Raw genomic sequence first — 14,113 nt, forward strand, 5'->3', positions numbered from 1 at the left:
GCGCGCTTGCTGCGAAACTCGCGTTGGAAGTCCACTGGACTTCCAACTTTAGCGAGTTTCCGCTCCGAGTTGCCTTCGCGCGCTAAATCGCAGCGCTCAGGCAGTCGTCGCGCCTGCGACGCAATAGGTTATATATATATATATCTTAATTGCGCGTTATTCGGTCGTGTGGATATTCGTGTGGTAGAGATTTGAGATTTTTCGCACTGATTGAATGTCTGCATGCTTATGAAGTTTTGCAGTTGTGCTCTGCAGACGCTGAGTATTTATTGCATAGTGGACGCTAGCGTCCGTGCTGTTGCACAAGCCACACCAAGCACTTCTACCGCACCACAAAACAACGGTGGGTGAATTTACGAGTGAGGGGTGGGTGTTGCTTGGTCGAGCAATATAAAAGCGGAACGATAGTAATAATCTTGTTGGCGAATACTATTTTTGCAGAAAAAGTAAGTAAAAAACTAAACTTAACTACGCAACCGCTAAGTCCAAATAATGTATAAGAGCGGAGCGCTGCGAGACAAGCAACACCCACCACTCACAGCCACACAAGAAACCCGCCAGCCAAACACCAGCCCGAAACTCGCGCCACATTAAACAAAATGTAATATAAACTATACTTTCTAATGAAACTATATTTGCCTGCGACGCAATATAATAAAAGTTATGACGCTAGTATCAAGCAAACAGCATGACGAGCAGCATGCTAAATCGCCTATGCAGCAATCAAATCCAATCATTCCGCGCGTGCTAAGCGTAGCTGGCACAGACCCAACAGGTGGAGCCGGGATTCAGGCAGATCTCAAGTCAATTATGGCGGCAGGCGGCTATGGCATGTGCATACCAACTAATTTGGTTGCGCAAAACACGTGCGAAGTGCGCGAAGTATTCACGCCGCCAGTCAGCTTTTTCCGCACTCAACTTTCGTGCGTGTACGACGACGTTACAGTTGACGCGCTAAAAATTGGTATGCTCGGATGCGATGAATACATTGAAGCTATGCGAGACTGGATGCGCGATAATCCGGTTCCTGTAAGCGTGCTAGACCCTGTGATGATATCGACTTCCGGGAAGCGCTTGCTTGAGGCGAGTGCTGAAAATGCTATGCGAAAATTTATAAGCTGCGTTGATGTTGTGACGCCAAACGTGCCGGAATTGGCGGCTTTGAGCGAATCGCGCGTTGCGGAAAACTTTGAGGAAGCTTGCAATCAGGCGCGCGAGTTGGCTGCAAAAAATAACGTTGTTGTGATTGTAAAAGGTGGACACTTAACTGGCGAAGACGTTGGGAATACTGCGGTTTTCCCGGACGGCTACGCAAGTCACGTACCAAGCGAGCGCGTTGAAACAAGCACAACTCACGGAACCGGATGCTCGCTTTCTTCTGCGTTGGCTACGAAAATTGGGCTTGCTTTGCGAGAGGGTAAGAGTTTAAGCGAGCACGATACTGTACTTCGCGCGCTTGAATGGTCGACTGCGTGGCTTCGCGAGGCGATTGCTGCCGGAAGTGAATTGCATGTTGGACGCGGCGGAAAGCACGGTCATGGACCTGTAAATCACTCCGTGCGCATCCTTCAGCAAACTAAGTGATACTCGCGCAGCGCGCAATCTGCGTGAGTAACGAAAAACGGCAGAAACTGTGCAGATGTGTACAGTTTCTGCCGTTTACCAGCCAGATTCCGACCAAAACTTTACAGCGGTGTAAAGAAACTGTCGTTCCCGCACCAAAAAACGGCAGAAACTGTGTAGCCGTGTAAAATAAAGGTCGGCTACGCGCCAAAAAACGGCAAAAACTTTACAACGGTGTAAAGTTTCTGCCGCCTACGCGCTATGCTGCGCTCAAGCTAGCTTTACTCAGTAATCACGCGCTTAAGCTCGCGTGCAACTTTCCCAGCATCCTCAGCGCACATAAGCGCCGACACTGTGCAAACTCCGTCAAGCTCAAGACCGCGAATAGGGAACACTGTGTTCTCGTGAATTCCGCCAATTGCCAACGTTTTTACGCCCATAGAGTGCGCAACTTTCGCAACTTCATTCACTCCGTCAACTCCCAGCGGTGGCACGTCGTGCGCTTTCGTATGCGTTTCAAAAGCGGCACCGATGCCAATCACATCCGGCAGCGGAACGTCGTTTTCTTTGCACTCGTGGTAAGCTTTCTCCATCAAATCCGGTCGCGCGCAAGAAAGCCCAACCATCCACTCAGCCGGCATAGCCTTTCGCGCCTCAACAAACGGCGTATCCTTTTGCCCAACGTGCAAGTTGAAACCAAGCTGAGCTGCGCAATCAACATGATCGTCAATAAACACAGGCACGTCGCCATGTCCGGAATCAATAAGCGCGTGGCGCAACTTCTTCGCTTTAGCTGCAATCTCCGCGTCGTCGGAATACTTATCGCGCAATTGCACAACTGTAACTCCGCCTTCAATCGCCTCCACAGCCACTTCTTCTTCCGGACGATTTCCCATTCGCGGATCCGTTACCAAATATAGCGTCCAATCCACAGGCTCCACCGTAAACTCAATATTCGTCAAACTAAACATGTCGTTTACGCTAAGAGTTGAAAGCGCATCCATCCACAGCGTGCGGAAAGTGCCTGGAGCTGTGGTTTGGCGAGCCGCCCAAGTTCCAGCCGCTGCTGCGTGCACGTGCGCTGCAACAGTTGCTGCGAGCGGACGTTCTGGGTTTGCGCCAACGTACGCTGCAACTAACGCTCCCAAAGCGCATCCAGTTCCAACTACTTTAGTCATAGCTTTGTGGCCACCTGTTACGCGAGCTAAGCATCCATGGCCGTAAATTGCGTCTTTTTCGCCAGAAATTGCCACTACAGATCCGTATTTTTTAGCTAATTCGCGAGCAGCTTGAAGCGCGTCGTTTACGTTATCGTGAGAATCTACGCCTTTTCCGTTGCTTTCTTTGCCTGCAAGCGCCATGATTTCGGAAGCGTTTGCGCGGATTACAGTAGGGTGGTGCTTAATAATTTCGTGAATAAAGCGCGCGCGAGGTGCGAGTGCTGGAACGCCGATTCCAACCGGGTCAAGCACCCACGGGGTATCGGCTTTTTCGCATCCTTCAACGGCTGCGCGCATGTATTCGGAAGTTTCTGGCTGATGGAATGTGCCAACGTTTATGAGCACGCCTGTGGCAATTTGCGCAAGTGCATGCGCTTCTTCCGGATCGGTTACCATAATTGGCGAGGCGCCGGCGGCGAGCAGTGCGTTGGCTGTAATGTCTTGCACGATTACGTTCGTGATGCAATGGGTGAGTGGCTGCTGTATGCGCACGCGTTCGATGCATTGACGCACGTCGTTAAGGAACATGCGTCGGCGTGCGCGTGCTGAGAAGCATGTGTCGACTTGCGTTGTTGCGTTTGTGCAGTATTCGTTAGCTTCGTTGCAGGTATTTGTTTTTTCAGTGTTGCATGTTGTCATAATGTTTCCCTTCGCTAGCACTATCTAGATCAGGTTTTACGGATTTAATCTCAGCGCCGCCCGCGATTTTGCGGCAAATGCGCACTCCGAACCATCCTTCGACTATATCTTTTGTTCGTGACTTACGCTCTTTTGCGTTAGCGCTGCGATTTAGCGCGTAGGCGGCATAAACTGCGCGCGTCTGTAAAGTTTTGGTCGGAATCTAGCTGGGAAGCGGCAGAAACTTTACACAGCTGCACAGTTTCGGTCGGATTTTCTTGCGTTCGCGGCATAAATTTTACACGGCTGTAAAGTTTTGGTCGGATTTTCTTGCGTTCGCAGCATAAACTTTACACAGCTGCACAGTTTCTGCCGTTTTCCGTTACTGGTGCAGATTGGCGCTCGCGCGGATTACGCGCTCGCTTACGAAACTCGCGTTGGAAGTCCACTGGACTTCCAACTTGAGCGAGTTTCCGCTCCGAGTTGCTTTCGCGCGCTAAATCGCAGCACTTGCAGGAATCTACAAAAATCGCGCCGCATTTTTGCAACTTCTTCTACATATTTTCGCTTGTTAACATGAGATTATGTATATGTGAACATGATTATTTATTATTTAACATCTTAATTGAATTGCCGTTCTGTCGCGTGAATATTCGTGTGGTAGAGATTTGAGATTTTTCGCACTGAGTGCGGCGAACGTCAGAGCCGCAGGCTGCTGATTCGCCAAGCGAAGAAGAAAAATCGAAAAATCTCTGCGATAGACACGGTTATTAGGGGCTAGCACGCAGAGTTTGGGGGATTTCTTTACGAGCACTAAAAGAGGACTGATGGAGCAACGTTCGTAGAGAACAAAGTATGCATGAGAGTCTTTAACAGCCAAAGCGACTGAAGGACGGGACGTGCGAGGAGAGAAATCCCCCAAAACTCGCGCCACGTTAAAGCAATATGAAACAAGATTATTAAATAGTAGATTATAGAAGTTACGAAAGCGAGATAACATGGCAAACGATTCCATGCTAGAACAAAAGACTCCGCTCACAGCGCGCGAATACGCGACGCGCACAGCAATACGCACGATTGCAATCATCGCATCTGTTTATGGCATGGCTGCTTCGTGGGAAGGCTTGATGACCTTCACTTATTTTACGAATCTTTCTAACCTTATGATTTGCGTAGCTCTTGCTGGATCGCTTTTGCTTGATACAGCTGCATTTATGCGTGCTCGTAATTCTGTAGATTCAGCCGTGCAGCCAGCTTCCACAGCATCTTGCGCATGGTTCGACTCAAAATCCAACGCTTGGTACATTTTTAAATTCATGATGACCATCTCAATTGCTGTCACATTCACTTTGTACCTGTGTTTCTTAGCACCTACCAATAAGCTTGGTTTCGTTGGCGCTTACATGAATAACGGATGCAGCAGTCTTTGCGTCCACGCAGTTGCGCCGCTTCTTGCAATCGCTGATTTTGTGCTTTTTGATTACCGTTTCCGCTCTACTCGCGCACACATTTATTTCGCTACGATTCCGCCTCTTGCTTATGTTGCTTATGCTGCTATGCTTAGCGAGTTTGCTGGTGTTCGTTGGGGTGTTCATGCAATGCGCGCGCCTTATAATTTCCTCAATTATGGCGCTCCTGCCGGCTGGTTCGGCTTTGCACCGCAAACTTTTAATGCCACTACTTTGGGCGTTGGAGTTGCGTATTTGTTAATTGTGTTTACTCTTATTTTTATTGGTGTCGGCAGTGTATTTCTTGCTCTTAAGGATGCTCGCGCTCGTGCAATATTAAAAGAATAGTATTGTTGCGCGCCACTATTGCCTAATTGCTAGAATTAAGCGTATGAGTGAGGATATTGCATTACAAGCATTATTTGACGGTACGTTACGCAATTCTTCTGGCAATGTGACTAATACGTTGCTTGTGTACGGTGCGCCGAATACTGGTAAAACGCAGTTTGCTGTGCGCGCAGCAATTTCCGGCTATAAGCGTTGGTCGCATAATGTTACTGCGATGGCTGTGCAAAATCGTGTTCTTGCTTCAAAAATTGACAATATTATTATTCGTCAAATTGGTGTAAGTAAGCAGTCTCGTCCAGTTGGCACTTTGGCTTCTTTGGCTTTTAATATCATTTCTGCTTGCTGTAAGTTAAAGAATGAGACTTCGCCTAAGCTGCTAAATGGTGCTGAGCAGGATTCTTTGCTTCGTAAAGTTTTGCGCGCACACATTGAGCATGTTATGCGTGGCGATAATGGTGATTGCAATATATGCGCGCTTTTTAAGGATTATTTTGAAACGTCTCAATGGGTTATTCCATTAACTTGCGCAGTTTCTAATACTTTCGCCACTTCCGAGCCTTCCGCGCCTTTCGCAACTCAGGCTGCTCAAGCAGCTTCTTCGTCTCCAGAATTTTTGGCAGATAGCTTCGATATTAACAACGCTTTTATGCATCAATTGCGCGATATGCTCGCTCGTTTAGATGAGCTTGGTATTAGCGATTTTGAAAGCGAAAATTCAGTTCTTCGCGCTCTTAGTGACGAGCAATCTTACGCCAATAATAGTGATATTTTACAAACGTCTGTGCTTATTAAACGTAGATTAACTCAATGGCGTTTGGCGTTTGCTTTGCGTGCTGAATATCGAAAAATAATTGCCGACACTTATAAATCTTCTTTCCGACTTGACGCTTCGCAACTGTTGGTTGAGGGTGCAAAATCTGCGCGCGAATTAGGCGAGCATGGTTTAGTAAACTCTTCTGAAATTCCGGCTCTTCTTGTAGTCGATGATTATCAAGATATTACTTTGGCTGGCTTGAGTTTTATTGAGACTTTGTCGAAGATTGGCACGCGTTTAGTTTTGCTTGCGAATCCGGATGAATCTGTGCAATCGTTTAGAGGAGCGTACCCGGATTATGCAATTTCTGCAGCTTTGAATGAGTTGAATGCTGCTGAGCAAACTTTAGAATATACGGGTTTTGCCGATTCTTGTGAAAATTCTTGCGAAAATTCTTCCGACAATTCTGCTGATTCTTCTAAAAATTATTCTGCAGATCCAACTTTTGCAAATTATACCCAAGCACCTTCGATGCGTGAATTACTCGCTTCACGCGTTTCTCTTTCGCTTACTTCGCAATATAAAACAGATGTTGCGCTCCCAAATCGCCCTTGGAAAATGCCAAAATTTGCAGGGTCCTTACCGATTGAGCCTATAGAAACCCCACAAAATTCTAATCTCAACTCAGACGACACTGTTTTTACAGCGTTATATCGTTCACAGCGTGAGGAATTAGATGCTGTTATTTGGCAAATGAAGCAATCTCACGTAAATAATAAGCGCAAGTGGAGCGATATGGCGTTAATTGCGCACGACAATTCCACGGTTCGTCTTTTTGGCGAGCAACTTCGCTCCTCTGGAGTTCCTGTGCGATACTCGTTAGTAACTCGCCCATTAAAAGATGAGCCGTTTGTGCAAGGTTTATTTGCGCTTATTGAACTTGCTCAATTTGCGCAGCACGGTTTTTCTGGAATTGTTGAGCAAGTAAAACATGGTAGAAGTTTGCAAAATTTGGCTTCGTGGGTGCGTTTGCGAGTTCAGAATATTATGGATAGTCCACTTTCCTCGATTACTAAGAGCGATTCTGGATTTTACGGTGATTTAGACGTTGAAATACCTGCGAAGTTATATTCTGTAGATTCGCTTATGCGTTCTCTTTCCTCTCTTTCGGCTGTTTTAATTGAGAAAAATTGTGAAAATAACAAGAGCTTTGAATCTAATGCTCCTTTGCGAAATCTTGTTCATAACTGGGATTTGTTGCAAAATTCGCTTCATAATGCGCAAAGCAAAGCGTACTTTGAATCTCAAATTTTGGTTGATAATAGTCGTATTGATGGCAGTTCAAATGATCTTATGCCATTGTCTCTTGATGCGTGCTATTTGCTTTGTGTAGCAGATGTTGCACGTTTTATAGATGATGATTCTAATGTTCGTAATGATTCTACAGTGTTGCAAATATTGCAGAATATGGCTCCTCGAAATCCGCACGTTGCAGCTTTTGTAAAACTGTGGAAAAACGTGCAAATTCTCGCTTCTCGTATGCACAATAATCCTGATTTGAGTAATGCTCAATATGCTCTTGGTGAGGCTTGGAATATTTGTCATGTTGCTGAGCGTTGGCAGCGTATGTCTTTACAGCATAATTCGGAAGGTTATCGAGCTAACGATCGCTTGGATGCCGCAATGCGTCTTTTTGATTATGTTTCTTCATATGTTTCTTCTGATATTTCTTCAATTAATACGTTTGACGATACTTTTAGACAAGAAAATGTTGTAAGTATTGCAGATTTTATAGCTCAAGTTCGTGGCATGGAAATTGAAGCTGATTCTCTTGCTAAGGTAGCGCCTGTTCCAGATGCTGTAACGCTTACTACTCCTGCTGGTTCTGTTGGAAAACATTGGAATCTTGTGTGGATGCCTACTTTACAACAACGCGTGTGGCCAAATCTTGCTTCTCGTAGCACTATGTTTGGCGCAGAAAGTTTAGCGAATATTATTTTGCATTCTAAGATTTCTGCTTCTAAGTTGACTGTGAATGCGTCACTTCTTTCGAATAATGATAAATCTGCAGTTTTTGCTTCGGAACAGCGCAGTTTTTTGTTAGCTATTACGCGCGCAACAGAGCGTTTATATATAAGCGCGCAATATAGCGATAGTGCTGTGCCAAGCGACTTTCTTTATTATTATTTGCCTGAAAGATACTACAATAATGAAAATTCTCGCACGCCTTTTACGGAATTTACTACGCCTTTTGCTGGTTTAGATATGGATGCTCGTGGACTAGTGTGTGCTGCTCGTTCGCAAATTTTGCGTGCTTCTTCTATGAAAGAAGAGTTTGAAAATAGTGCAGGTAATGCAGGTAGTGCAAATAGTTTTGATAGTGAGAATAGTAAGTCTAGAAATGCGATTATTGACGCTGCTCAAACGTTGCAATTACTTAAAGAAAATGGAGTATTTTGCGCTGATCCTTTTGAGTGGGATTTTATGAGCGATGTCGATGACTATGTTGATAAAAAATCTTCTGTTGAAAAAGATAATGAAAAAGACAATGAAAAAGCTAGTTCTGCTAAAAAAGCTAACTCTGTTATAAGCTTGTCTCCTTCAGCTGTAGATAGTTTGTGGGCATGTCCTGTGTGCGGATTGCTAAATCGTCAGCTTTTAGGTCCTCAACCCGGCAGTGCAGCAACGTATTTTGGCACGCTAATTCACGAAACTGCAAGGTGGGCAAGCGAAAATCAGCATTACGATATGCCTGAAACTGAAGTCGATGAAACTGAAACAGCGAATAATTCAGCCGAAGCTGCGAATAATTCAGCCGACTATTCTCCCTACTCTCCGCTTGTGCGCCGCAGTAACGCAATCGCAAATCTTATGGAAAAGTATTACTTAAGTATTGCGCCTGAACTTGCAGATATTCGAGATAGTAAGGAGCATTATTCGGCTCTTGTGCGTGAGAAGAATATTAAACGTGCGTTACATGCAATTGCGCAATATTTTGTCACTTCTTACGATCAATCAACATACGCTCTTAACTCAAAAAAGTCAGAAAACGGCATATTAGAATCTCTTACAAAAAGCGAAAAATCTTTAGAAAGTAGTATAGGCAGATTGCAACAAGCGTATTGCGAATTGCAAACAAGCGCGCATTTTGGATTTAATGATATTGCTCGCGTATTGAACAATACTTTTAAGAATGCAAATTTGCAGACCGTTACTACGCATGACTGCTACGAATTGATGGGTGCTTTAGTTGGAGGATGGCCGGATGGCGCAAGTGAAGATATGCAAGTACATATTCACGGTCGAATTGATCGCATGGAAAAGCGCATCAATTCAGATGGTTCCGAGCATATTCGCTTACTGGACTACAAAACAGGAAAGCCTTTAACAGCAAGCGGAGTTTTTAACGATTTGCAGCTAGTTTGCTACCAGCTTGCTTTACTTTTTTCTGATGAGAATCCGCTTATTGATGCATCGAATGCGCCGATTATTTCGCGAAGTATTCTATTTCACGTTGCTAAGAACGATTATCCTGCTCAAGATCATAACGTTGCTGAAAACGTGTATCAGCCGCCGCTTTGCGTAAAAAATGCTTTAAATAATAATCCGCTTGAGTTACGAGTTGGATTCAAAAATATGGCAAGATTGTTAGATTGTCCGCATCTTGACGATATTGCGAAGAATTGCCCAGAAAATGTAAGTGAAAGCGCTTGGCAGTCGTTTACATCATTAAATCAAAGCGCAAAATGGTCTCTTACTATGATTTCGCGCGTTTGCTATGCTGCTGCGGCAGTTCGTTCGCATAAGATTATTGCGCACCCAACTTCTGAACACTTGAAGTATTGCAACGGAAAACAAGTATGCCCAGCATGCGCAGGTTGTATAGACACTGTATATGAGGTGCTGTAGTTATGATTGATAAAACCAATAAGCAATTTACTCGTAAGAACACCGATAGCGCGGAGCAAGCTGCAGCAATTCAAGCGCCAACAAATAAGAACATGATTATTGTTGCAGGAGCTGGAAGTGGCAAAACGTATACGATGACTCGTCGCGTTATTGACCTTATTGAGCGCGGAGTTGCTCCTGAAAGTATTTTGGGTTTGACTTTTACTAATAAAGCAGCTTCTGAGCTGCTTGCAAGAGTTGCTCAAGCTGTAAGTCAGCATAGTAGCGAAATAAATAAGCTTATCAATAACGGAAATTCCGCATCTTCAAGTGGCTTTTTGAAGCCAGAAGTAATGACATACGATGCTTTTTTCCAGTCAATTGTGCGCCAATATGGTTTGCTCGTTGGATTTGATCAAAATACGCAACCTTTAAGCGATGCAGGTGCGCGCGAATTAATAAAACCTTTAGTAAACGATTATGTTACTAATCATGCGGAAGTGCTGTCTTGGTATAGTTTTGATGCGCTTATTGACGACGTGCTTGCGCTCGCAGCAGATATTTCATGCTCGATGATTGGCATAAATAGCAGGGGAGAGTCTATAGATAGCACGTCTAAAGCTGTTCTAGAAATTCAAAAGTGGAATAACGCTTGGATTGAACATTTGCAAAAAGCAATTAATTGCGCTGAAACTACTGAAATAATTGCAAAAAAGCCTAGCTCTATTAAATTGCGTCGCGGAAAAAACGATTCAGATGAAAAATATTTCGAAAAGTGCGAAAATTACGGAAAAGAATACGTAGAATACCTGAATATTACATTAAAAAATAAGTGTTATGAATCTTGTAATAACTTGCTTGAAGCTGCTGAGAAGCGCAATGCATTACTTGAGTTAGTTTTGGCTTTTGACGCAGCAAAGCAGCGCGCAAATATGGCGCAATTTAGCGATTTTACTATTGCTGCATACCGTTTGGTGACGCATTTTCCTTCTATTGCAGAGCAGTATCGCCGCCAATACAGCCAAGTTTTGCTTGACGAATATCAAGATACTTCTACCACTCAAGCAATGCTGATTGCAACGCTGTTTCATAAAAAAACTAGCGGTGTGGAAGAAGCTAGCGTTGATGCGAAAGCTAGCGAAAATCAAGACTTTTTAACTACTCAACAAACGCATATTGCTGCAGTAGGTGATCCGTTCCAAGCTATTTACTCGTTTAGAGGAGCTAGTTCCGGAGCTTTCAGAAAGCTTGAGCAAGCACTAAATATCGACCATTCAAGTGAGTTTTCTCTTACTAGAACGAGACGCAATTCGCAACTTATTTTAAAAGCTGCAAATTCTATTACGAAACCTTTGCGAGTGCCTGCGCTTCGTCATAGTAGCTCACTTGCTACAGAAGTAGAAGTGAAAAACTTGCAATACTTAGATAATGCGCCAAAAGGTACTTTTAGTGTGTTAAATATGCCTACGCAATATCAAGAAGTAGAAGCCGTTGTGCGTTTTGTAAAATATGTAAAACATAATGCGCTGTCTGAAAACGACGATACTAATTCTGCATCTGCTCGAGTTGCAGTTCTTTTCCGTAGCAAAAATAATATTCCGTTATATGAAGAAGCATTACAAAAAGCAGGTTTACGCACTCTTACTGTTGGGTATTCTGCATTGCTTGAAAAACCAGAAATTCGAGATGTTTTAGCTCTTCTTTCTGTTGTTGCAGATCACACAAATACGCAAGCTTTGATGAGATTGCTTGCAACGCCTCGTTTTGCGCTTAATACTGACGATTTGGCTGCTATAGCTAATATTGCAACATCAAAGAATATTGAATATGTTTTTCGTGCTTTAGCGCAAGCAGGTTTAGTAGACGCTGAAACTCCTCGCTCTAAGTGGTCGCAAGTTGTTCGAGAACAGCAATCTCAAGCTTCGCAAACCAATAGTATTCATGGTGGAGTTTTTGTGGTGGATGTTTTGCTTGAAGCATACGAAACGCAATTAAGCGAAGAAGCAAGAAATAACGACAAAACCGACAATAATTTGCTTTCTGAGCTAAAAAATAATTTAAGCTCTAAAGCTTATGTAGCAGTGTTAAGAATAGGGCAAATGATTCATGCAATACAACGTGCTCAATCTGGCTCTTTGCAAGATATTATGCGCGTTGCTGTAGAAACACTTAACGTTGATATTGACGTTGCGTTATCTCGCGCGCTTATGAATGATACTTCCTCTAATGCAACGCTTCTTGACGATATGCACTCTACTGTCGATTCTATTTGTCTACTAGCAGACGCGTATTTGCAAGAAATGAGCGATTTTACAACTCCTACTTTGCATGGGTTTATGTCTTGGATTTTCAATATAGACAAAATTAACGATCAACCTTCTTCGGTGGATGAGCCTGCGGATGTCGTATTGATGACTATTCACCAATCGAAAGGTTTGGAATGGCCTGCTGTAGCGATAGTTGGGCTTAATGAAGGCGCGTTCCCAAGTAATCAAGGCGATAATTTGCGCGTAATAGCAACGCAACAAAGTGGCGTGTACAGGGAAAGGGCATATGCAACGCTCGAAGTTGCTTCAAAAGTGCCTGTTTCTATGAGAGTGGATGCAAACATATTGCCAAGATTCCCTCACGATGTTGATCTTGAAACTAGCATGGAACCTCAAAAATCTTTGAAAAATATGTTAACTGTAGACGATATCGACGCAGAAGTTTATGGATCAAGAGCTAGAGAAATGTTTGATTTGGCAGAAAAGTTCCATGATCATGAGCAGGCTCCGGTAGAAGCGATTCCTTCAGAAGCTAGCGAAGTGTATGACGCTGTGATGAAAACTGGCACATTGCCTCTTTCGCAAGTCGAGGAGCGCGGGCGCGCTTTGCATATTGACGAGCGTCACCTTATGTATGTTGCTTTGACTCGTGCTAAGTTCGCAGCATTGCTCACTTGCAGCCAGTCTAATGCTATGAGCGTTGTTGAGAATAAAGAAAATTCTGCAAATAGTTCAGCTTCTTCTGTAGACGAATCTTCAAATATTTTAACTTCTAGAGTTAAAAAACCTTCTGTTTTTTGGCAGGAAATGTATGATTCAATGCGCGAATCTGAAGAATCTCCGGTTCAGGTCACAGCTAGTGTTTCTGATTCTTCAAATCAAGTAGGTTATGTTGTAGGGGAGTCTGCTTCGCAACTTGCGCAATTATTTAGTGAGGAAAGCACTATTCCAACTGAAGATAATAAGAAGCAATTATCTTGGCCGAGTGCATCTAGTGAAGCTATACGTAGTGTATTGCAAAAATCTGCGCAAGACGTTGTAAATTCAAAAATTAGTAATCAAGTTTCTGGTATTTCAAAAGATAATTCTTTGCTTTACAAAGCTCAAGCTTTGCTGCAAGATGCGGATTTAATGCCGAAAATTGATTGGTATCACAACATTCAAGAGTTGAAAAACAGAGCAGAGCAGCTTTCTAATGTTGAAAATGTCAATGTGACTGCTGTGCAAAGACGCGCTATGTTTCGTAATGATTATTCGCGCGTGAATGAAGATTTTGATGATGCGGATGCTAAGCGTTTGCGAAAGGAATGGATGGCAATTATTCGCCCTATTCCTAGCGTTTCTTCGCCTGCTTCTGATTTGGGAACGCGTTTTCATGCTTGGGCTGAACAGTTTGTAAAAGCTGGTTGCGTGAATAAAAATTCTATTCAGTATGACATTGATGAGAACGTTGCTGAGAATGCTGCTGAGAATGTTGTTGAAAATGCTGATGAGAACGTTGCTGAGAACGTTGCTGAAACTTGCGAGAATATTTCGCAAAATGCAAAATCTTTGGAGCGCAAATTGTTGATATGGAAACAGCGCTTAATAACATCAAAATGGGCGCATCGCCGTCCTGTAGCAGCGGAGCAGCCGATTGTAGCTCATGTTCCAGAATTAGGCGATCAAATTATTAATGGCAAAATCGACGCAATATTCGCAGGTGGTTTAAATCCAGAAGATCCAAGCAAATTGTACACGATAGTCGATTGGAAAACCGGTAGAAAACCGACCAAGCCGCAAGATATCGCGCTTAAACTTGGCCAGCTTGACTGGTATCGTCTGCTTTTGTCTCTTATGACTAAGGTTCCACTTGATGCTATCGATGCCACCCTTTATTATGTGAACATATCGGATGAATGTGAACGGGAAATTCATGCCGAGCAAAAAACGAAAGATGAGATCCTTGCCGAGTTACACTCTGACACGTTAATCTCCCTCGATGATGATGACGCATAAACGAATTAT

5 protein-coding genes and 1 riboswitch are annotated in these 14,113 nt (G+C 43.7%); of the genes, 4 read left to right on the top strand and 1 reads right to left on the bottom strand.

All coding sequences use genetic code 11. The features are described 5' to 3' along the window. The first annotated feature begins 663 nt into the window (after positions 1-663). Positions 664-1,584 carry a bifunctional hydroxymethylpyrimidine kinase/phosphomethylpyrimidine kinase gene (gene thiD, locus HXT34_RS01060; protein ID WP_421785049.1) on the top strand — a complete coding sequence of 307 codons (921 nt, stop codon included), beginning with the start codon at positions 664-666 and terminating at the stop codon, positions 1,582-1,584. Between the two features lie 260 nt (positions 1,585-1,844). Here thiD and thiM read toward each other — a convergent pair whose 3' ends face one another. After that, positions 1,845-3,422 carry a hydroxyethylthiazole kinase gene (thiM, locus tag HXT34_RS01065; RefSeq protein WP_421785051.1) on the bottom strand — a complete coding sequence of 526 codons (1,578 nt, stop codon included), beginning with the start codon at positions 3,420-3,422 and terminating at the stop codon, positions 1,845-1,847. Then, positions 3,412-3,521, bottom strand: a riboswitch (TPP riboswitch). (Overlaps the previous gene by 11 nt.) 878 nt (positions 3,522-4,399) lie before the next feature. On the opposite strand from thiM, the gene HXT34_RS01070 reads away from it, so the two are divergent. Genes HXT34_RS01070 through HXT34_RS01080 form a run of 3 tightly spaced genes read left to right on the top strand, consistent with a single transcriptional unit; the run spans position 4,400 to position 14,104 of the window. Beyond that, complete coding sequence (locus tag HXT34_RS01070; RefSeq protein WP_421785053.1) at positions 4,400-5,197, top strand: hypothetical protein; 798 nt, start codon at positions 4,400-4,402, stop codon at positions 5,195-5,197. 43 nt (positions 5,198-5,240) lie between these two features. Continuing rightward, positions 5,241-9,860: a PD-(D/E)XK nuclease family protein gene (locus HXT34_RS01075; RefSeq protein ID WP_421785055.1), complete on the top strand. Its 4,620-nt coding sequence runs from the start codon at positions 5,241-5,243 to the stop codon at positions 9,858-9,860. Positions 9,861-9,862: 2 nt separating this feature from the next. Further along, on the top strand, positions 9,863-14,104 hold the full coding sequence (locus HXT34_RS01080) for a UvrD-helicase domain-containing protein (protein ID WP_421785057.1): 4,242 nt from the start codon (positions 9,863-9,865) through the stop codon (positions 14,102-14,104). The last annotated feature ends 9 nt before the right edge of the window (positions 14,105-14,113 follow it).

Source organism: Gardnerella sp. DNF00983, assembly GCF_049244265.1.
In the GTDB taxonomy this organism is placed as follows: domain Bacteria; phylum Actinomycetota; class Actinomycetes; order Actinomycetales; family Bifidobacteriaceae; genus Bifidobacterium; species Bifidobacterium vaginale_J.